Source organism: Actinokineospora terrae (assembly GCF_900111175.1).
GTDB lineage: Bacteria > Actinomycetota > Actinomycetes > Mycobacteriales > Pseudonocardiaceae > Actinokineospora > Actinokineospora terrae.
This window is the reverse complement of record NZ_FOGI01000011.1, coordinates 247096-266766: the sequence shown is the minus strand read 5'-3', so window position 1 is coordinate 266766 and position 19671 is coordinate 247096. Positions and strand designations below refer to the sequence as shown.

Genomic DNA, 19671 nt, shown 5'->3' with positions numbered 1-19671 from the left:
GTCAGCGCTGCCACTGGGCGATGACGGTGACCGTGCCGGGGGCGACCTCGGTGAACCCCGCGTCGCGCACGGCCGTGGTGCCGTGGGTGTGCCAGGCGGTGTCGGGGTCCTCGGCGGGGTGCAGCGCGCGCCAGCGGTCCGGGGTGGGGGTGCGGACCGCGCAGGGGAAGCCCTTGGCGGACCAGGACTCGAGGTCGGACGCGGGCAGCAGGGCGGCCAGCAACATGGTGGCGTGACCGACCTGCGCGGCGGCCTTGCCCACGGTCATGGGCACGCCCGGGTTGAGCCAGAGCACCGGCACGCCGGGATCGGCGGGCCCCGGCTCGTCGGCGGGCAACTCGCTCCCGGAGATCTGCAACCGGGACAACACCTTCGGCGACTCGACGACCAGACCGGGGACGAGCGCGCGGGCCTGCGCGCCGTTCACGGTGACCGTGATGCCGGGGAGGTCCTGCACGGCTTCCCAGTGAGCACCCCGCGCACGACGGGAGACCTTGCGGATCCGCCCCCGCACCCACGCATCGACCTCGTCGTGCCACGGGCCGTCCGGTTCGGCACGCTCGTCAAGGCACACCGCGATGGACGCGGCGGCCGCGGCTTCGAGCAGTGCGGTCCGTGCCGGTTGCGGCTCCCGCTCGACGCGCAGGACGATCGGCATCGCGCGGACCAGGGCGGGGTCCTCGTCACCGGTGTCGTTGGTGGCCTCGGCGGGCAGGCGCAACCAGGTGGCGTACCGAGCGGCAAGGGGCTCGAGGATGCTCAACGGCCTTCCCCACGATCGACGGACACGGTCGGCGGCGCCTGAGCGGCCCCCGAATCCAGCCTACCCGGGCTGGCGGATCGGCCGCGGTGCCGATTCGGGCGATCTGTGGACAAGGCGGCCATTGTGGATGGCACGCGAGGTGCGTTGGGTGGCTGGCGGTTTGCTGTGGGACGAGCGGATTTGGCCGAGCCAGCGCGTGGTTGAAGGTGTTGTGGTCGTCCGAGTGGACGGTGAGCACCGCTGGTAGCAAGCTGAGCAGCCCCCGAATCCCAGCCTAGTGGGGTGAGCCGATCGGGTGCGGTGTCGATTCGGGCGATCTGTGGATGGTTGGGCCATTGTGGACGGCGTTGGGGCTGTTGTGAGTGAGTGGGGCACGGGGTGCGGTGCGGACGGCGCCGGTGGCGGCGGTGATGACCAGGGTTATAGCGGCGAGGTCGAGTGGGGCCAGGTGTTGGCCTAGGACTAAGAAGCCTGCGGCAGCGGCTAGAGCGGGGAGGAGACTGGCTAGGACGGCGAAGGTGGCGGGGGTGATTCGGCGTAGGGCCAGGAGTTCCAGGGTGTAAGGCAGGGCCGACGACAGGATTCCCACGGCGGCGGCTAGGGCCAGGGTGACGGGGTCTAGCAGCCGGGTGCCCGCGTCGATCAGGCCGATGGGGAGACTGAGGACAGCGCCGACTGCCATGGCTAGGGCTAAGCCGTCCGCCTTGGGGAAGCGGCTGCCTGCGCGGGCGGCGAGCACGATGTAGCACGCCCACAACGCGCCCGCTGCCAACGCGAAGCCGACACCCACGGGGTCGAGCCGGTCGAACCCGTCGCGGCCGAGCAGGGCCACCCCGGCCAGCGCGAGCGCGGCCCACAGCCAACTGCTGGCCCGCCGCGCGGTGATCACCGACAAAGCCAGTGGCCCCAACACCTCCAGCGCGGCGGCCGCACCGAGCGGGATCCGGTCGATGGCCTGGTAGAAGGTGATGTTCATGCACGCCAGCGTCGCCCCGAACGCGGCGATGACCGTCCAGTCCGCGCGGCTGCGGCCCCGGACCCGCGGTCGGCACACCACCCAGAGCACCACCGCGGCGACGACCAGCCGCAGCATCGCCACCCCGGACGCGCCCGCCCGGGGGAACAGCCCGGCGGCGAGAGCGGCGCCGAACTCCTGCGCGAAGAGCCCGGCCAGCACCAGGCCCGTACCGGCGACGTGGCCGCTGACCCGGGGCACCCGGGCGACGGCGAGGGAGGCAGTGGTCACGACACCGACGCTACGGCCGCCGGATCTCGCCGGGAAATGTCAGTCCACCAGCGGTTATGCTCTACAGACATGACGGTGGAGCTGCGGCACCTGCGGGCCTTCCTGGTGATCGCGCAAGAGGGCACCATCACCCGGGCGGCCGCGCGGCTGCACACCGGCCAACCTGCCCTGTCGCGCACGTTGCAGGCGTTGGAGGCGCACCTGGGCGTGCGGCTGGTCGACCGGTCCACCCACCACCTGCGCCTCACCGACGCGGGCCAGGCGTTCCTCGCCCGCGCCGCCACCGCCGTCGCCGCGGTCGACGCCGCACTGGACCCGTCCCGCGCCGGGACCTGGCCGCTGCGGCTGGGTCACGCGTGGTCGGCGCTAGGCCAGCACACCGCGACCATCCTGCGGCGGTGGCAGCGCGAACACCCGGGCATGCCACTGGAACTGCTGCGCATGGACGACCGCTCCACCGGCCTAGCCTCCGGCCGCGTCGATGCCGCTCTAGTGCGCGATCCGTTGCGCAGCCCCGGAGTCCGCAGCACTCACCTCTACGACGAACCCCGAGTAGCCGCCATAGCCGCCGACAGCCCTCTTGCCGCCTACGAAACCCTGACCCTGGCCGATCTAGTCACGTACCCGGTAGTCATCAACCCCGTTACCGGTAGCACTACCGCCGCCCTATGGGGCCCCACCGCCCGCCCCACCACCATCCTCGAAGTAGACAACACCGACGACTGGCTAGCCGCCATAGCCGCAGGCCAAGGCATAGGCGTAAGCGCCGCCGCCACCGCCGCGATGCACACCTTCCCCGGCCTCACCTACCGCCCCCTGACCGATGCCCCCGCCCTCCAGTTGCACCTGGCCTGGAACAACCCACCCAGCCACCCCGCCGTCACCGAACTGGCCACGTTCATCCGCACAACCCTCGCGCAAACCCAGGATCAGACGCGTTCCGGATCCAACCCGTCCGCCAGGTCTGCTGCCTCGACCTCAGCTCGAGTAACCCCCAACACAAACAGCACCACATCCAAATAAGGATGCGACAACGCCGTATCAGCCACCTCCCGCAGCGCAGGCTTGGCGTTGAACGCGATCCCCAGCCCAGCCGTAGACAGCATGTCGATGTCGTTGGCCCCGTCCCCCACCGCGACGCACTGCTCAAGCGGGATGTGGAAAGCGTCCGCGAAGTGCCGCAGGGCAACAGCCTTCCCCTGCCGGTCGACGACGTCGCCGATGACGCGGCCGGTCAGTACGCCGTCGATGATCTCCAGTTCGTTGGCGGCTTGGAAGTCGAGGCCCAGGTCTTCGCCGAGGCGGTCGATGATGGCGGTGAAGCCGCCGGAGACCACGCCGCAGCGGTAGCCGAGGCGTTTGAGGGTGCGGATGGTGGTGCGGGCGCCGGGGGTCAGTTCGAGGGCGTCGGCGACCTCGGTCAGGACGGTGGCGGGCAGGCCCGCGAGGGTGGCGACCCGGCGGTGCAGGCTCTCGGTGAAGTCGATGTCGCCGCGCATGGCGGCCTCGGTGATGTCGCGGACCTCGGCCTCGCAGCCCGCCTTGGCGGCCAGCATCTCGATGACCTCGCCCTGGATGAGGGTCGAGTCGACGTCGAAGACGATCAGGCGCTTGGCGCGGCGGGCCAGCAGGTCGCGCTCGACGGCGATGTCCAGGCCGACCTTCACCGACAGCTCCGCCAGCGCCGACCGCAGCGCCGCGTCCGCCTCGTCGGTGTCCTGCGGCACCGAGACGCGCAGCTCCAGGCCGGTCACCGGGTAGTCGGCGACCCGGCGGATGGCCTCGATGTTGATGTCCAGCGCGGCCAGCCGCCTGGCCACCGCCCCCAGGGCCCGAGCGCTGACCGGGCGGCCGAGCACCACCAGCACGTGCGTGGAGGCCGCGCCCGGTTGCTGGTCGACGCCGATCTCCACGTCGACGCGCATGGCCACGGTGGCCATGGCCTGCTCGACGGACTCCTGCAACCCCTCGGGGTCGTGGTCGGTGCTGACCAGCGCGCCGAGCACCAGTTGGCCGCGGATGACGACCTGCTCGACGTCGACGATGTCGACCCCGTGCCGGGTCAACGCGGCGAACAGCACCGAGGAGACCCCGGGCTTGTCCGGTCCGGTGACCGTGATCAGGACGGGGGTGGGGTGGGGACCAGCTGAGGTGGACACGATCCGGTGACTCCCATGACGACTGGCCCGGGGCCGCCGCGCGCGGACCGGGCTGAGGGGTGACTGGGCGTTGTGCGGATGGTGGCACGTCCCTCGGCCGGGTCACGGCGGGTGCGGTGCCTGCGGTTCCCGGCGGGGCCGGTGCGGCCGTGGCAGGCGTCGTCGGCTGCCCTCGGCGCGGGAATCGGGTGAGCGGAGCCGGGTCGGCGCACGTGGCAGACGTCCTCGGCTGCCGCCGACCGGGCCGGGAAGTCCACAGTGGATCTTCCGGGAACGCGGAAACGGGTGGAGCGAAGGCAGCTCGCGCGCCTGGGCTCCACCCGTCTCAGTCCTTCCACCGGTCCCGCTCGGTCGACGCCGGGCGGCCGGGTTCGCTCAATTGGGCAACGTGGGGTCGCCCTTCGAGATCTCGTCGGTGTTCATCTTCTCGGCAATGACCTCGGAAGGGGCCGGTTTGTGGCCGTGGCCACCCAGCAGGCCGACGTACTTGTCCGCCTCGGTGGCCTGCCGCATGTGCGGGTAGTGCAGGTCGAAGGCGGGCCGCTCGGAGCGGATCCTGGGCAGCTCGGTGAAGTTGTGCCGCGGCGGCGGGGAGCTGGTGGCCCACTCCAGGGAGTTGCCGTAGCCCCACGGGTCGTCGGCGGTGACGATCTCGCCGTACCGGTAGCTCTTGAACACGTTGTAGATGAACGGCAGCGTCGAGGCGCCCAGGATGTAGGCGCCGATCGTCGAGACGATGTTCAACGTGGTGAAGCCGTCGGTGGGCAGGTAGTCGGCGTAGCGGCGCGGCATGCCCTCGTTGCCCAGCCAGTGCTGGACCAGGAACGTGCCGTGGAAGCCGATGAACGTGGTCCAGAAGTGCAGCTTGCCCAGCGGTTCGTCCAGGAACCGGCCGGTGATCTTCGGGAACCAGAAGTAGATGCCCGCGAAGGTCGCGAACACGATGGTGCCGTAGAGCACGTAGTGGAAGTGCGCGACGACGAAGTACGTGTCCGAGACGTGGAAGTCGATCGCCGGGGCGGCGAGCAGCACGCCGGTGAGGCCGCCGAAGAGGAAGGTGACCAGGAAGCCGACGCTGAACAGCATCGGGGTCTCGAAGGTCAGCTGCCCCTTCCACATCGTGCCGATCCAGTTGAAGAACTTCACGCCGGTCGGGACCGCGATGAGGAACGTCATGAAGGAGAAGAACGGCAGCAGGACCGCGCCGGTGGCGTACATGTGGTGCGCCCACACGGTGACCGACAGGGCGGCGATGCCCAGGGTCGCGTAGACCAGGCCGCGGTAGCCGAACAGCGGCTTGCGGCTGAAGACCGGGAAGATCTCCGAGACGATGCCGAAGAAGGGCAAGGCGACGATATAGACCTCTGGGTGGCCGAAGAACCAGAACAGGTGCTGCCAGAGGATGACGCCGCCGTTGGCCGGGTCGAACACGTGCGCCCCGAGTTGTCGATCCGCCAGCAGGCCGAACAGGGCCGCGGTGAGGATCGGGAACGCGAGCAGCACCAGCACGCTGGTGATCAGGATGTTCCAGGTGAAGATCGGCATCCGGAACATGGTCATGCCGGGCGCGCGCAGGCAGACGATGGTGGTCAGCATGTTGACCGCGCCGAGGATGGTGCCGAGACCGCCGACCGCGAGACCGGTGATCCACAGGTCGGCGCCGACGCCGGGCGAGTGGATCTTGTCCGACAGCGGGGTGTAGGCGAACCAGCCGAAGTCGGCGGCGCCGCCCGGGGTCAGGAACCCGAACATGACGATCAGGCCGCCGAACAGGTACAGCCAGTACGAGAACGCGTTCAACCGGGGGAACGCCACGTCCGGCGAGCCGATCTGCAGCGGCAGCACGAAGTTGGCGAACCCGAACAGGATCGGCGTCGCGTAGAGCAACAGCATGATCGTGCCGTGCATGGTGAACAGCTGGTTGTACTGCTCCTGCGACAGGAACTGCTGGCCGGGAACGGCGAGCTCGGACCGGATCAGCATGGCCATCGCGCCGCCCACCATGAAGAAGGCGAACGAGGTGACCAGGTACATGATGCCGATTTGCTTGTGGTCCGTGGTGCGGAACAGCCGCAGCAGGTACGAACCCTTGGCCGTCTCGCGCGCCGGGTAGGGCCGCGTGGCGATCGGCTGCGGGGCTACTGCCGTCACTCCTGCCTCCTGCTGCTGGTGGTGGGCGTCCTCGGGCGGACCGGCAGATCGGCCCGTTGGGGGGATCGTAGCCCCGGTGGTGGGCCTGGGCTCGGGTGGGGACGGTGTGCTGTGGACAACTGTCGATCAGCAGTTGCCCAGCTCACACCGGCAGGACGGCGTACTGGCGCAGGGTCAGGTCGGTGAAGGTGACCGGGCCGCGGGGGCCGGGGACGCGGTCGATGTTGATCCCGGTCTCCGGCACGCCGAGCAGCTTGAAGCCGTCCAGCAGGCGGGTGGGGGCGTTCCAGAAGACACCCGTTCCGGTGTACGCGGCGATGAACTGCTCGGCCCGCGCGCGGTCGGCGGTGACGATGCCCGCGGCCAGGCCGGAGGTCTCGGTGTTGGCGACGCGGGCGGCGTGCGCGAGGTCGTCGACCGGGGTGACGGTCACGGTGGCCTCGCGGTCGGAGTCCAGCGCCCACTCGTAGCCGACCGCGTGGTCGTGCGGGGGCAGCGAGGCGGTGACGCCCGCGGCGGCGAGGGCGGCCTGGATGCCGGGCAGCGCCGCGTCGTAGACGTCGCGGTGGACCAGCAGCAGGTTGAGCCGGTTGCAGACGCCGAGCCGGTCGAGGCTGCGGGTGATCAGGTCCTCGGCGACGGCCGGGTCGGCCTTGGTGTCGTAGTAGAGGACTCCCCCGCCATCGGCGTGCGCGAGCGTGCGCACCCCGGAGGCGGCGGCGCGGCGGCCCAGTTCGCGGGTGCTCTCGCCGCTGCCGCGCAGGATGACCAGCGGCACCAGGTGCGGCAGGTCGACCAGGGCGCCGGCAGCTTCGCGGTCCGGGCTGGGCACGAGCTGGATGGCGTCGGGGTCCAGGCCCGCGTCCGACAGCGCGGGGGCGACGACGTGCTCGATGAGGGTGGTCGCCGAGCGCAGGGCCGCGGAGCCGGTGCGCAGCACGCCGCCGTTGCGGGACTTCACCAGCTGGGAGGCGATGTCGACGGTGACGTTCGGCCTGGCCTCGTAGTTGGCGCCGATGACGCCGACCGGGCGGGTCAGCTCGACCAGGCGCAGACCGCCGTCGAGGGCGCGGACCTCGCGGGACCGCTCGGGGTGCGGCACCGAGGCGAGCAGGCGCAGCTGCTCGGCCATCTCGGCCAGCCGCTCCTCGGTGATGCGCAGCCGGTCGAGCAGGCCACCGCTCATGCCCGCCGCCTCGGCCGCGGCGACGTCCTCGGCGTTGGCGGCGAGGACCTTGGCCCGGGCGGAGGACAGCCGGGCGGCGATCTCGGCGATGGCGTTGTCGATGGTCTCGTCGTCCGCACCCGCCAGCGACGGCGCCGCGGCGAACGCCCTGGTCGCGCACGCGGAGACGAGTTCGCCGATGGTGGGCTGGTCGGACACGGATCGATCCCTTCGCAGGTGGGCCTGACTTGGCGTGGAGTCTGCCGCATGGCCCACCTGCGCTAACCGTCGCGTTCCGGAGCAGCGGCGAGGGTCGACGCTGCCCGACAACCAGCGCTAACTGTCCGTCCTACCGGTGAGGGTCGACGCATAGAAGGCCGCCACGAAGCGCAGGCGTTTCTCGTCGAGGTCGGGGCGCGGGTAGACGGCGTTGACGAAGGTCTCGCCGTCGAACATGTGCAGGCCGGTGAACACCGCGACCTGGCGGATCTCGTCCGGCTGGGCGGCGATGGCCGGGATGCGCAGCGCGGTGAGGTAGATGTCCTTGGAGTAGGCCTCGATGGTGGGGGCGAGGCGGGCGCGCAGCTCGTCGTCGGTGCGGGCGGCCAGCAGCAGCTCGAACCAGACGATGTTGAGCGGCGACCGGGACGCCTCCCGGATGGCCCGCAGCACCTCCACGAAGTCCTCGGACCCGGCCGGGTCACCCGGCTGGGCGAAGAACGGGTGCACCTTGGCCACGAACCCGGCGATCTGGCGGCGGCCGACCTCCTCGGTGACGGTGACGACGAGGTCCAGCCGGGTCTCGAAGTGCCGGAACAGCCCACCGTGGGACACGCCCGCGCGGCGGCAGATCTCCTGCACCGAGGCCTTGGCGTAGCCGACCTCGGAGATGGCGGCGATGGTGGCGTCGACGAGCTTGCCCACGGTGGCCTCGCGGCGCTCGCGCTGGGTGCGTCGCTGGGGTCGCCCTTGTGCCTCGGTCATGGTGTCGACCTTTCGGTGGGGTCCTGCCGAGCACAACGCGCGAGGTGCCGGTGAGGACACGCCCAACGGGCGAACGCCGAGCGCGGTCGCACGCTAGAGCAGCAGCCACCCCGCCGCGAGCAGCACCGCGCCGGTGTTGACCATCGCGAAGGTGCCGACCCAGAAGAAGCCGGGCGCGCCGGTGAGCCTGGCCAGCTGGTCGGCGTCGGAGTCGCGGGCGTGGCCGCGCCTGCGCTTGGCCTGGAGCTCGAAGACCGGGCGCAGGCCGCCCAGGAGCAGGAACCAGGCGATGAGGTAGGCGAATCCGGCCTGGACCTCGTCGGTGGCCAGCCAGGACACGCCGAACAGCACGGCGCCGGTGACCACGATGGAGAACACCCCGTAGGCGTTGCGGATCATGATCAGCACGGCGAAGAGCAGGACCGCGCAGATCACCAGCACCGCCGTCACCCGGTCGGTACCCAGCAGGGCGGCGAAGGCGAGGCCGAGAAGCGACGGCGCGACGTACCCGGCGAGCGCGGTGCAGACCATCCCCGGGCCCTCCGGCTTGCCGCGCGAGACGGTGACGCCCGAGGTGTCCGAGTGCAGCCGGATGCCGGTGAGCCTGCGGCCTGCGAGCAGGGCGATCAGCGCGTGGCCCGCCTCGTGCACGATGGTGATCACGTTGCGTGCGGGTCGCCACAGCGCGTTGACCAGGACGAGCACCAGCGCCGCCCCGGCGGTGACCAGCACCATCGTCGCGGGCGGCTCCCACTGGTCACCGAAGATCTGCTGCCAGAGGTCCTTGGTCGCGGCTATCTGCACCCCACGATCTTCCCTCAAGCCGGGGTGGTGACCGGCGGGTACCAGTCGAGTGCCCGGTCGACGGCCTTGGTGGCCAGGCTCGACGGCAGCAACCGGACCAGGGTGTCGCGCCAGGGAGCGCCGCTGTGGACGAACTTGCCGGTGCTGCGCGAGCGGTGGGCGATGCGCTGCGAACGCGGCCTGCGCAGGGCGTCGTAGTGGGCGAGGTCGTCGACTGTGGCCGCGAGGGTCACCGCGTCCTCTAGTGCCTGGCAGCCGCCTTGGCCCATGTTGGGCGTCATGGCATGAGCGGCGTCGCCGACGAGGGCGACCGGGCCGCGAACATAGGTCGACAGGTCCGGCAAGTAGTAGAGGTCGTGGCGCAGCACGGTCTCGGCGGCATTGACGAGGCTGGGGATCGGGTCGTGCCAGTCCGCGAAGCGGCGTCGTAGTTCGGCGAGGTCCCCTTCAGGGAAGACGGTGTTCGGTGGAGCTACCGCGGCTGCATAGGCGTAGACCCTGTCGGCGCTCATGGGGAAGATGCCGAAGACCTGCCTGTCACCCCAGGTCTCGCTAGGTGTGACTCCCTTGGCGGGCAGGACCATGCGCCACGCGGTGTGCCCGGCGGGGCGCGGCGGCTTGGCGTCCGGCCAGAAGGTAGCGCGGACGGTGCTGTGGAGGCCGTCAGCGCCCACGAGCAGGTCGAACCGTTCCCCGTTGACGACCGGTTTGCCGTCCACGACCGCCAGCCGGTCAACCGGGGTGCCTGGCCGCAGCACCTCGGGCTGGACGGCGCCGAGCAGGACTTCGAGCAGGTCGGCGCGGTGGATCATCACCAGGTCGGCCGCCGAGGACGCCGCCAGCCACCGGCCGCGCTTGTCCCGCAGGCCACCGTTACCCGGATTGGCGCCCCTGGCCCGCACCCGGTCGCCGACGCCGAGCGCGTCGAGGGCCCGCAGGGCGTTGCGCCACAGCGAGATCCCGGCCCCGACCTCGGCGAACCCGGCCGCCTGCTCGAACACCGACACCCGCCAGCCCCGCTCGCCGAGCCCGATCGCCGTCGCCAGGCCCGCGATCCCGCCGCCGACCACCGCCGCTGTGCGCATGTCTCCTCCAGTCGCCCTCTACACCTGTAGAGCACTCTACACTCGTAGAGTGCGCACCCACGAGATCGCGGACGCGGCGATCGCCACACTCGCCGCCGAGGGGCTGCGCGGGCTGACCCACCGCGCGGTCGACCGGGCCGCCGGGCTGCCCGAGGGCTCGTGCTCGTACTACTTCCGCACCCGGCACGCGCTGCTGGCCGCCACCGTCGAGCGACTCGCCGACCTCGACGCCGACGAACTGGCCGCGGTGACCCCGCTGCCGGAGCGGATCTCCGCCGACCGCCTCGCCGACGTGATGGCGGGCATGGCCGAGCGCTCGGTGACGGTGCACCGGGCGCGGATGGTCGCCAGGTACGAACTGTCGCTGGAGGCGACCCGGCGGCCCGAACTGCGGGCGACGCTGGTCGCGGTCGGCGAGCGGTACCGGGTGCTGGCCTCGGCGCTGCTCACGGCGGCGGGCGCGACCGACCCGGACCGGCAGGGGCGCGCCCTGGTCGCGTTCCTGGACGGGATGATCTTCGACCGGATCGCGGGCGCGGGCGCCGTCCCGCTCGACGCCGAGGGTTTCCGGCGCTCGTTCGCCGAGGCGCTCCGAGGGGTGCTGGGCGACCCACCTCGGTAACCTGCGGGCATGGCCAAGCTGACCTGGATCCCGCGCGCCCTCGGGCTCGCCACCGCCGCCTACGGCGCCGCCGTCACGATCCGACCGGCGCTGATGGCCAAGCCGACCGGACTGGTGACGCTGACCGGCGAACCCGCGCGCGGGGTGGCGGTGCTGACCAGGAGCATCGGCGTCAGGGACGTGGCCACCGGGCTGGCGATGGCGGTCGCCCCCGCGGGAACGGCGCTGCGCACGGCCATCGCGGTGCGGGTGAGCGCCGACATCGCCGACGCGGTCGGGTTCGGCACCGGGCTGCCCGACGCCGACGCGCGCCGCAAGTCCGCGCTGGTGGCCGGGATCTGGGCCGGGCTGTGCGCGCTGTCGGCGCTGGCCGCGGGGCGCTCGCGCGGGCGGAAGTAAGACCCAGCGCGGGTTCCTCCCCGTTGTCGGTCTGTTGTGGTTGACTGGCTGTGGTCGCTCGCATCGCCCCCGTGACGCCCGCCTGGGACGTCGGGGACGGGTGGGCGGCTGGGATGTCCGCACCAGCGGTCACCCTCCAGCAGGACGGCTAGGAGACAAGCATGGCCCAGGGCACCGTCAAGTGGTTCAACTCGGAGAAGGGGTACGGCTTCATCGCCCCCGACGACGGCGGCGCTGACGTGTTCGTGCACTACTCGGAGATTCAGACGGCCGGTTTCCGGACGCTGGAGGAGAACCAGAAGGTGCGCTACGAGGTCGGCCAGGGCTCGAAGGGCCCGCAGGCGACCGGCGTGACCGCGGTCTGATCGAACACGAAGCGGAAAGGCCCCGTCCCGGGACTCGGGACGGGGCCTTTCCCCACTACCGGACCACCACTACCGGACCATCAGGCGACGCAGGGGTTCGCGGTCGGGTTGAGCGCGGTGCCCTTCAGGCCGACCTTGGCCTCACCGAGCACGACCGTGGCCACCGAGGTGTCCAGGGCGAAGGCCTGCCGGGTGTACTGGCCGTTGGCGTCGACGGTGGTGGCGTTGATCCGCAACTGGCCGACCACCAGCGGGATGACCAGCGTGCCGCTGCCGACGGCGACGTTGAGGCCGTTGACCCGCAGCGACGCCACGTTCGACGACGCGCTGAACACCGGGGTCAGCACACCACCGGGGCCAGCGGTGCAGGTGTAGCCCGCCGACGCGGTGACCGCGCCGACCTGGATGTTGGCGAGACCGAGCAGGGTGATCGTGGTGCTGCTGACATCAGCGGTCGACACCACGCTGTCACCGGCCACCGGGAGGACCGACTGGTCGTCCGGGGTGAGGTTCGTGGTGCTGCTGACGTCGCCGGTGATCACCGTCAGGATGCCGCTGGGCAGCGAGGCGTTGATCAGGGTCGCGGTGGCCTCGGCGCACGGGTCGTTGGCCGTGTTCGCCACGGCGGCCGTCGCGCCGACCACGCCGAGCGCGACCAGCTTGGCGGCGGTCGCCTGGCAGGTGTAGCTGCCGTTGCGGTTGCCGTCGAGGATGGTCGCGGTGCCGACCGCCTTGACGATCCCCGCCCCCGTCGCGCCGGACAGCGTCACCCGGAACGTCTCGGACACCTCGTCGAGCAGGTCACCGATCAGCGGGACGGTGACCGTCTTCGACGTCTCACCCGGGGCGAAGGTCACCGTGCCCGACACCGGGGTGAAGTCGACACCCGCGGTCGCGGTGAGCGCGGTGGTCGCGTAGTTGACGGTGACCGGCGACGGCGAGGCGGCGTTGAGGGTCACCGCGAACACCGCGGAGCCGGAACCGAGCACCCGCGGCTCCTGCACGGTGATGTCGTTGATCGACAGCCCGAGCACCCGGACCGTGGTGGACTGGGTGTAGCCGAGCGACACGCCGTCGACCAGGTAGTCGACCACGCAGCTGTAGTTGCCGGGGGCCGCGCTCGGGCTCACCGTGATGGTCTCGGTGAAGGCGACGACCTGGCCGCTGGCCGCGGTGGCCGAGGTGACCGGGGTCGCGCTGACGGTCAACTCCGGCGCGCAGGTCTGCACGGTCGGGCTGACCGTCACCCTGATGCCGTGCAGCCCGTCGAGGATGGCCTGCGGGACGGCGCTGGAGGCCACGTTGTTGATCAGCACCCCACCGGTGGCGTTGACCAGGGCGGTGGCCTGCTTCTTGCTGTCGAGACCGGAGGAGTTGACCGCGATCACGCGCACGTTCGCCGCCTGCAGCGCCGCGATCGCCTCGTCGAGGGTGTGGCCGCCGCTGGGGTCGTGCGAGGGGGCGTCACCGAACATGGCGATCACCCGGGCGCCGCCGACGCGGAAGTTCACGTCGCCGGTGGCCATCCGGTACAGGGCGTTGATGTTGTCCTCGGGGAAGTCACCGCCGCCGGCCGCCACCCACTGCGTGGTCGCCGCCTGCACGGCCGCGATGTCGGCGGTCGGCTGGAGGTTGACCCGGTACGGGATGGTGTCCTTGATGTCCTTGTACTCGGCGACGCCGAACCGGGCGGTGGGCTGCTCGGTGAGGATCGTGCCTGCCAGGCTGCCGATATTGGACCGCACGTTGGCGATCGCCGCGGTCATGCTGCCGGTGGTGTCGGCGAGGAACACGACGTCGGGGTTGACCGGGATGGACGGGGTGGTCACCGCCTTGGCGATGGTCGTCGACCCGCCCGGGGTGAGCACGACGTCCACAACGGAGGGTGTGACGCCCGGTGGCGCCGCGGTGGCCGGGACGGCGGCGAGCCCTGTGGTCACCGTGGCGACGACGACAGCGAGCGCGAGCGGTTTCCGCAGTGTGCGCACAGATCCTCCAATCGGATGGCGGTATCCCCCATCCGATCGTGGGCGTGCCGCCGCCACCGCGCCAATGGGCAGCCGCACAGACCACCATTCCGGGTATGACCCCCATACCATCGAGCTACGGCCCGAGCTCCGATGATGACGGACCGTCTGCGTCCACGCCGGTTCCGACCACATTGGACGAGTAGCGCCGTCCCACCACTGTGGACAGTGCGACACCCAGTCACGTCAGCGGTTCACGAACCCGCGGTGGGTGTGGTGGGCGCGCGACGTTGCACCCGGTGGGGTTCGGTGCTCATGGGGCTGCCAGCAGCACGATGAGGGTCCTGGGGCCGTGGACGCCTTCGACGCGGTGCAGCTCGATGTCGCTGGTGGCGGAGGGGCCGCTGATCCAGGTGGCGGGGGTGGGGACTGCCGGTGCCTCGGGGACGGTGCCCACGATGCGGTCGGTGTGGACTACGCAGATGTGGGTGTCGGGGAGGAGGGTGAGGGCTCGCCTGCCTTGGTCGGCGCCGAGGATTATGGTGCCGGTTTCGGCTATGGCGGTGGCGCATTCGGTGATTACTGCTTGGGTGTGGTCGAGGTCGGCGGCGCTGAGGGGTGGGTCGTCTCGTTTGATGTCTGCTTTGAGGTCGGTCAGGTAGTGCTCGGGGAAGGTTGTCGGGACGGCGATGGTGGTGATTTTTCGCTCGGCCACTACCTGTCGCACCTCGGCGGCTATGTCGCGGGTGATTCGACGGACTTCGGCGCGGTAGTCGGCGGCTCTTTTTGCGAAGAGTTCGACTATGTCGGTGCCTTTGGGTGCTTGGGTGCGGTAGTTGGTGGGGACGTGGATGTCGTGTCTGTCGTTGCCGAGGGCTGCTTGGATACGGCGGAGGATCTCGTCGCGGGCGGTCATGGGGGTCGCCTTGTCGCTGGTTGGGGTTCTGCGGCTCTCGGTCTCGCCTGCGGCGTCGATGGATGGGGCCTCGCCTTCGGCATTGGCCTGGGCGCGAGTTTCGAGCTGTGCTCGATGGGGCGAACTTGTTTTGCGCGGGGCCCCTACGACACCCGGGCAGAACCACAAAGCAGGGGCCCACAAGCAGGCCCTGCCACGGTGAGCGACGCTACGGGTGCCGTCCCCCCACACAAAACAAGTCCGCCCCATCGAGCCAGCCTGGCACCAGCGACTCCGAGGAGCGCGTGGTGGGCCAACGTCGTAGAGGGGCGCTTGTCGGCCAACGTTTCAGAGGGGCGTGTGGTTGGCCAACTTCGCATAGTCCTTACCGAGTCGCGCAGTCCCTACCGGTTGGGGCCGACCCTTTCCACCGTTCCCTTCTTCTACTCCCTGCCTAGTCTTTGTAGCCGGCGCGGCGGAGGGCGTCGGCTAGGGAGCCGGTGGGGGGTGGGGGGGTGGACTGGCGGGAGCGGGGGTTGGGTTGGTTGGTGCGGGCGGGGCGGGGGCGGGAGGGGTTGTTGTCGCCTCGGCGGGGTTGGGTGGGGGTGCCGGGGGTGGGGAGGTCGTCGTCCAGGCGGAGGGTCAGGGAGATGCGTTTGCGGGGGATGTCGATGTCCAGGACTTTGACGCGGACCACGTCGCCGGACTTGACTACTTCGCGGGGGTCTTTGACGAAGTTGTGGGAGAGGGCGGAGACGTGGACGAGGCCGTCTTGGTGGACGCCGATGTCCACGAAGGCGCCGAAGGCGGCGACGTTGGTGACCACGCCTTCGAGGGTCATGCCGGGGCGGAGGTCGCCGAGTTTCTCGACGCCGTCGGCGAAGGTGGCGGTTTTGAACTCGGGACGGGGGTCGCGGCCGGGCTTCTCGAGTTCGGCGATGATGTCGGTGACGGTGGGCAGGCCGACGGTGTCGTCGACGAAGTCCTGGGGGCGCAGTGACCGCAGCTTCGCGGTGTTGCCGATCAGCGTGGGCAGTTCGCCGCCGGTCGAGGCGAGGATGCGGCGGACCACCGGGTAGGACTCGGGGTGCACGCTGGAGGAGTCGAGCGGGTCGTCGCCGCTGGGGATGCGCAGGAAGCCCGCGCACTGCTCGAACGCCTTCGCGCCGAGCCTGGCCACGTCCTTGAGGCCCTTCCTGGTGCGGAACGGGCCGTGCTGGTCGCGGTGGGCCACGATGTTCTCGGCCAGCGTCGCGCCGATGCCCGACACCCTGGTCAGCAGCGGGGCGGACGCGGTGTTCACGTCGACGCCGACGCCGTTCACGCAGTCCTCGACCACTGCGTCGAGCGAGCGGGACAGCTTCACCTCGGACAGGTCGTGCTGGTACTGCCCGACGCCGATGGACTTCGGGTCGATCTTCACCAGCTCCGCCAGCGGGTCCTGCAACCGCCGGGCGATCGACACCGCGCCGCGCAGCGACACGTCCATCCCCGGCAGCTCCTGCGAGGCGAAGGCCGACGCCGAGTACACCGACGCGCCCGCCTCCGACACCACGACCTTGGTCAGCTTCAGCTCGGGGAACTTCTTGATCAGCTCACCGGCGAGCTTGTCGGTCTCCCGCGAGGCGGTGCCGTTGCCGATCGCGATCAGCTCGACCCGGTGCTCGGCGGCCAGCTTCGCCAGCGTGGCCAGCGACTGGTCCCAGCGCTGCTGCGGCACGTGCGGGAAGATCGCGTCGGTCGCGACCACCTTGCCGGTCGCGTCCACCACCGCCACCTTGACGCCGGTGCGGAAACCGGGGTCCAGCCCCATCGTGGCCCTGGTCCCGGCTGGCGCGGCCAGCAGCAGGTCGCGCAGGTTGGTGGCGAACACCCGGACGGCCTCGTCCTCGGCGTTCTGCCGCAGCCGCGAGCGCAGGTCGATGCCCAGGTGCACCAGGATCCGGGTGCGCCACGCCCAGCGCACGGTGTCCGAGAGCCACTTGTCGCCCGCGCGGCCCCGGTCGGCCACGCCGAAGCGGGCCGCGATCCGGATCTCGTAGTCGCTGCGCACCGGCGGCATCGCGGTCGGGTCCGCGTCGGGGTCCGGCTCCAGGGCCAGGTCGAGGACCTCTTCCTTCTCCCCGCGCAGCATCGCCAGCACGCGGTGCGACGGCAGCCGCCCGAACGGCTCGGAGAAGTCGAAGTAGTCGGAGAACTTCGCCCCGTCCTCCTCCTTGCCCTCGCGGACCTTGGACACCAGCACCCCGCGCGTCCACATCCGCTCGCGCAGTTCACCGATCAGGTCCGCGTCCTCGGCGAACCGCTCGACCAGGATCGCCCGCGCGCCCTCCAGCGCCGCCCCGGCGTCCGCGACGCCCTTGTCCGCGTCGACGAACCCGGCGGCCACCTCGCGCGGGTCGTGCGTGGGGTCGTCGAGCAGCTGGTCGGCCAGCGGCTGCAAGCCGGCCTCGCGCGCGATCTGCGCCTTGGTCCGCCGCTTGGGCTTGTACGGCAGGTAGATGTCCTCCAGGCGCGCCTTCGAGTCGGCCGCCATGATCTGCGCGGTGAGCGCGTCGTCGAGCTTGCCCTGCTCGCGGATCGAGTCGAGGATCGCCGTGCGGCGCTCCTCCATCTCGCGCAGGTAGCGCAGCCGCTCCTCCAGGGTCCGCAGCTGGGTGTCGTCGAGCGCCTCGGTGACCTCCTTGCGGTAGCGGGCGATGAACGGCACGGTCGAGCCCCCGTCGAGCAGCTCGACGGCGGCGGCCACCTGCCGCTCGCGCACCCCGAGCTCCTCGGCGATGCGCTGGTGGATTGCTGTGGTCATCGGCCTTCGCTCCCACGTGTTGGTCACTTCCTCTTTGCATTCTGGTCGATCGGCGAGGGGTGCGAGCGGCGGGGGCACCGGGGTGTGGACAACTCCGGGGGTTGTGGACAGGGCCGGCCTGTGGACAACTCCGCGCACCGGCGCCCGGCCTGTGCGATAAAGGGTGTCGGCCCAGCGAGAGGAGGACACCGTGCGGGTCGGGCTGTTCCTCACCTGCCTCAACGACACGCTGTTCCCGGCCGCGGGCAAGGCCGTGGTCCAGGTCCTGGAGCGGTTGGGGCACGAGGTCGTGTTCCCGCGGGCGCAGACCTGTTGCGGGCAGGCGCACTTCAACACCGGCTACCGGCGCGAGTGCGGTCCGCTCGCGCGCAAGTTCGTCCGCGACTTCGCAGGTCTCGACCACGTGGTGTCCCCGTCCGCGTCGTGCGTGGCGATGGTCCGGGAGAACTACCGCGACCTGGTGGGGGAATCGCCGCCGGTCTACGAGTTCACCGAGTTCCTGGTGGACGTGCTGGGGGTGACGGACGTGGGTGCCGCGTTCCCGCACCGGGTCGCCTACCACCCGACCTGCCACGGTCTGCGCCTGCTCGACCTCGGTGATCGCCCGACCACGTTGCTGCGCGCGGTACGCGGCCTGCGGCTGATAGACCTACCGGACGCCAAGCACTGCTGCGGGTTCGGTGGCACGTTCGCCCTCAAGAACGCGGACACCTCGGTGGCGATGGGAACCGACAAGGCGCGCGCCGTGCTCGGTACCGGCGCGGAGGTGTTGGCGGCGGTCGACAACTCGTGCCTCATGCACATCGGTGGCCTGCTGACCCGGTGGCGGTCGGGCACGCGCGTGCTGCACGTCGCCGAGATCCTGGCGGGCACATGAGCACCTGGCTCGGCATGCCGCCGTTCCCCGAGGCCGCGCGCGAGGCGTTGGGGGACAGCCAGTTGCGCGCGAACCTGCGCGCCGCCACCGGGACGATCCGCGCGAAACGGGCCGCCGTGGTGGCCGAGCGCGACGACTGGGAGCAGTTGCGCGAGGCGGGCCGCGCGATCAAGGACCGCGCCCTGCACGATCTGGACACCTACCTGGTCCAGCTCGAACACCGCGTCACCGAGGCGGGCGGGGTCGTGCACTGGGCGCGCGACGCGGACGAGGCGAACGGGATCGTGGCCGGGCTGGTGCGCGCGGCGGGCGCGTCCGAGGTGGTCAAGGTCAAGTCCATGGCGACGCAGGAGATCGGGCTGAACGAGGCGCTCGCCGCGGCCGGGATCACCGCGCTGGAGACCGACCTGGCCGAGTTGATCGTCCAGTTGGGACACGACCGGCCGTCGCACATCCTGGTCCCGGCGATCCACCGCAACCGGGCGCAGATCCGCGACCTGTTCCGCCGCGAGATGCCCGGCGTCGACCCGGAGCTGACCGACGACCCGGTCGCTCTCGCCGCCGCGGCCAGGGCGCACCTGCGGCGCGCGTTCCTCTCGGCCAGGGTCGCGGTGTCCGGCGCGAACTTCGCGGTGGCCGAGACCGGCGCGCTGGTGGTGGTCGAGTCGGAGGGCAACGGCCGGATGTGCCTGACGCTGCCGGAGGTGCTGATCAGCGTGGTCGGCATCGAGAAGGTCATCCCGACCGCGGCGGACCTGGCGGTGATGCTGCAACTGCTGCCCCGCTCGGCCACCGGCGAGCGGATGAACCCGTACACCTCGGTCTGGCGCGGGACGACCCCCGGCGACGGCCCCCGCGAGTTCCACCTCGTCCTGCTCGACAACGGCCGCACCACCGCCCTCGCCGATGACATCGGCCGCGAGGCGCTGCGCTGCATCCGCTGCTCCGCCTGCCTCAACGTCTGCCCGGTCTACGAACGCGTCGGCGGCCACGCCTACGGCTCGGTCTACCCCGGCCCCATCGGCGCGATCCTGACCCCGCAGCTGCGCGGCCCCGACCCGGTCGCCGACTCCCTCCCGTACGCGTCGACCCTGTGCGGCGCCTGCCTCGACGTCTGCCCCGTGAAGATCGACATCCCCCGGGCGCTGGTGCACCTGCGCGGCAAGGTGACCCACCCGCCGCGCGAACGGGCGATCATGCGCGCGGCGGCGTGGGTGCTGGGCAGCTCCTCGCGGTTCGCCGCTGTCCGCCGGGTGACCGCCCTGGGTACTCGCCTGGCCTGCTGGCTGCCTGGGCCGTGGCGGCGGTGGACCCAGGCCCGGGACCTCCCGGCGCCAGCCGAGGAGTCCTTCCGGGAGTGGTGGGATGGACGCGCGTGAGAGC

The 19671-nt window shown here is 71.0% G+C and carries 17 protein-coding genes; 6 read left to right on the top strand and 11 right to left on the bottom strand.

The genetic code is table 11. The annotated features are described in order from the left end of the window. Position 1: 1 nt before the first annotated feature. Together BMY07_RS25295 and BMY07_RS25290 are read right to left on the bottom strand one after the other, a co-directional pair. The gene (locus tag BMY07_RS25295; protein ID WP_092783618.1) at positions 2 to 763 is read right to left on the bottom strand and encodes a peptidyl-tRNA hydrolase; all 762 of its coding nucleotides are present in this window, start codon (positions 761 to 763) and stop codon (positions 2 to 4) included. Between the two features lie 274 nt (positions 764 to 1037). Further along, complete coding sequence (locus tag BMY07_RS25290) at positions 1038 to 2009, bottom strand: EamA family transporter (protein ID WP_245782646.1); 972 nt, start codon at positions 2007 to 2009, stop codon at positions 1038 to 1040. Positions 2010 to 2078: 69 nt separating this feature from the next. Between BMY07_RS25290 and BMY07_RS25285 the strand changes: the two genes are divergently transcribed. Continuing rightward, positions 2079 to 3032, top strand: coding sequence for a LysR family transcriptional regulator (locus BMY07_RS25285; protein WP_092783615.1), 954 nt, complete (start codon positions 2079 to 2081; stop codon positions 3030 to 3032). On the opposite strand, the gene serB is transcribed toward BMY07_RS25285, so the two are convergent. The 6 genes from serB to BMY07_RS25255 all read right to left on the bottom strand — a co-directional run bounded on the left by serB (position 2939) and on the right by BMY07_RS25255 (position 10357). Then, complete coding sequence (gene serB, locus BMY07_RS25280) at positions 2939 to 4168, bottom strand: phosphoserine phosphatase SerB (RefSeq protein WP_092783612.1); 1230 nt, start codon at positions 4166 to 4168, stop codon at positions 2939 to 2941. The two genes, BMY07_RS25285 and serB, sit on opposite strands and share 94 nt — an antisense overlap. Before the next feature lie 375 nt (positions 4169 to 4543). Continuing rightward, positions 4544 to 6319 (bottom strand): aa3-type cytochrome oxidase subunit I, encoded by a 1776-nt coding sequence (gene ctaD / locus BMY07_RS25275; RefSeq protein ID WP_092783609.1) that lies wholly within the window; start codon positions 6317 to 6319, stop codon positions 4544 to 4546. Between the two features lie 142 nt (positions 6320 to 6461). Next, the gene (locus BMY07_RS25270) at positions 6462 to 7703 is read right to left on the bottom strand and encodes an aldehyde dehydrogenase family protein (RefSeq protein ID WP_092783606.1); all 1242 of its coding nucleotides are present in this window, start codon (positions 7701 to 7703) and stop codon (positions 6462 to 6464) included. 117 nt (positions 7704 to 7820) lie between these two features. Continuing rightward, positions 7821 to 8468 (bottom strand): TetR/AcrR family transcriptional regulator, encoded by a 648-nt coding sequence (locus BMY07_RS25265; protein ID WP_092783603.1) that lies wholly within the window; start codon positions 8466 to 8468, stop codon positions 7821 to 7823. Positions 8469 to 8561: 93 nt separating this feature from the next. Further along, positions 8562 to 9203: a M50 family metallopeptidase gene (locus BMY07_RS25260; RefSeq protein ID WP_092783824.1), complete on the bottom strand. Its 642-nt coding sequence runs from the start codon at positions 9201 to 9203 to the stop codon at positions 8562 to 8564. Positions 9204 to 9286: 83 nt separating this feature from the next. Beyond that, positions 9287 to 10357, bottom strand: coding sequence for an FAD-dependent monooxygenase (locus tag BMY07_RS25255; RefSeq protein ID WP_092783600.1), 1071 nt, complete (start codon positions 10355 to 10357; stop codon positions 9287 to 9289). Between the two features lie 49 nt (positions 10358 to 10406). Here BMY07_RS25255 and BMY07_RS25250 point away from each other — a divergent pair, with 49 nt between their 5' ends. The 3 genes from BMY07_RS25250 (at position 10407) to BMY07_RS25240 (ending at position 11743) form a co-directional block, all read left to right on the top strand. Then, positions 10407 to 10979: a TetR/AcrR family transcriptional regulator gene (locus BMY07_RS25250; protein WP_245782645.1), complete on the top strand. Its 573-nt coding sequence runs from the start codon at positions 10407 to 10409 to the stop codon at positions 10977 to 10979. A 9-nt stretch (positions 10980 to 10988) separates the two neighbouring features. Continuing rightward, complete coding sequence (locus BMY07_RS25245) at positions 10989 to 11378, top strand: hypothetical protein (RefSeq protein ID WP_092783597.1); 390 nt, start codon at positions 10989 to 10991, stop codon at positions 11376 to 11378. A gap of 161 nt (positions 11379 to 11539) precedes the next feature. Continuing rightward, positions 11540 to 11743, top strand: a complete 204-nt coding sequence (locus tag BMY07_RS25240) for a cold-shock protein (RefSeq protein ID WP_092783594.1) — start codon at positions 11540 to 11542, stop codon at positions 11741 to 11743. Between the two features lie 80 nt (positions 11744 to 11823). Here BMY07_RS25240 and BMY07_RS25235 read toward each other — a convergent pair whose 3' ends face one another. From BMY07_RS25235 to BMY07_RS25225, 3 genes are all read right to left on the bottom strand, one after another. Next, on the bottom strand, positions 11824 to 13731 hold the full coding sequence (locus tag BMY07_RS25235) for a Calx-beta domain-containing protein (protein WP_245782644.1): 1908 nt from the start codon (positions 13729 to 13731) through the stop codon (positions 11824 to 11826). Positions 13732 to 14023: 292 nt separating this feature from the next. Further along, the gene (locus BMY07_RS25230) at positions 14024 to 14626 is read right to left on the bottom strand and encodes a LutC/YkgG family protein (RefSeq protein WP_092783587.1); all 603 of its coding nucleotides are present in this window, start codon (positions 14624 to 14626) and stop codon (positions 14024 to 14026) included. Between the two features lie 433 nt (positions 14627 to 15059). Then, positions 15060 to 17411, bottom strand: a complete 2352-nt coding sequence (locus tag BMY07_RS25225; protein WP_092783584.1) for a Tex family protein — start codon at positions 17409 to 17411, stop codon at positions 15060 to 15062. Between the two features lie 190 nt (positions 17412 to 17601). Between BMY07_RS25225 and BMY07_RS25220 the strand changes: the two genes are divergently transcribed. Together BMY07_RS25220 and BMY07_RS25215 are read left to right on the top strand one after the other, a co-directional pair. Then, on the top strand, positions 17602 to 18288 hold the full coding sequence (locus tag BMY07_RS25220) for a (Fe-S)-binding protein (RefSeq protein ID WP_092783581.1): 687 nt from the start codon (positions 17602 to 17604) through the stop codon (positions 18286 to 18288). Beyond that, positions 18285 to 19667: a lactate utilization protein B gene (locus BMY07_RS25215; protein WP_092783578.1), complete on the top strand. Its 1383-nt coding sequence runs from the start codon at positions 18285 to 18287 to the stop codon at positions 19665 to 19667. The genes BMY07_RS25220 and BMY07_RS25215 overlap by 4 nt, the downstream gene beginning before the upstream one ends. Positions 19668 to 19671: the final 4 nt, after the last annotated feature.

Excerpts from the sequence above, each read along its gene's own strand:
- BMY07_RS25245 (WP_092783597.1), top strand. The coding sequence starts at position 10,989 with ATGGCCAAGCTGACCTGGATCCCGCGCGCCCTCGGGCTCGCCACCGCC.
- BMY07_RS25285 (WP_092783615.1), top strand. The coding sequence starts at position 2,079 with ATGACGGTGGAGCTGCGGCACCTGCGGGCCTTCCTGGTGATCGCGCAA.
- BMY07_RS25265 (WP_092783603.1), bottom strand. The coding sequence starts at position 8,468 with ATGACCGAGGCACAAGGGCGACCCCAGCGACGCACCCAGCGCGAGCGC.
- BMY07_RS25260 (WP_092783824.1), bottom strand. The coding sequence starts at position 9,203 with ATGGTGCTGGTCACCGCCGGGGCGGCGCTGGTGCTCGTCCTGGTCAAC.
- BMY07_RS25230 (WP_092783587.1), bottom strand. The coding sequence starts at position 14,626 with ATGACCGCCCGCGACGAGATCCTCCGCCGTATCCAAGCAGCCCTCGGC.
- BMY07_RS25255 (WP_092783600.1), bottom strand. The coding sequence starts at position 10,357 with ATGCGCACAGCGGCGGTGGTCGGCGGCGGGATCGCGGGCCTGGCGACG.
- BMY07_RS25225 (WP_092783584.1), bottom strand. The coding sequence starts at position 17,411 with ATGACCACAGCAATCCACCAGCGCATCGCCGAGGAGCTCGGGGTGCGC.
- BMY07_RS25240 (WP_092783594.1), top strand. The coding sequence starts at position 11,540 with ATGGCCCAGGGCACCGTCAAGTGGTTCAACTCGGAGAAGGGGTACGGC.
- BMY07_RS25215 (WP_092783578.1), top strand. The coding sequence starts at position 18,285 with ATGAGCACCTGGCTCGGCATGCCGCCGTTCCCCGAGGCCGCGCGCGAG.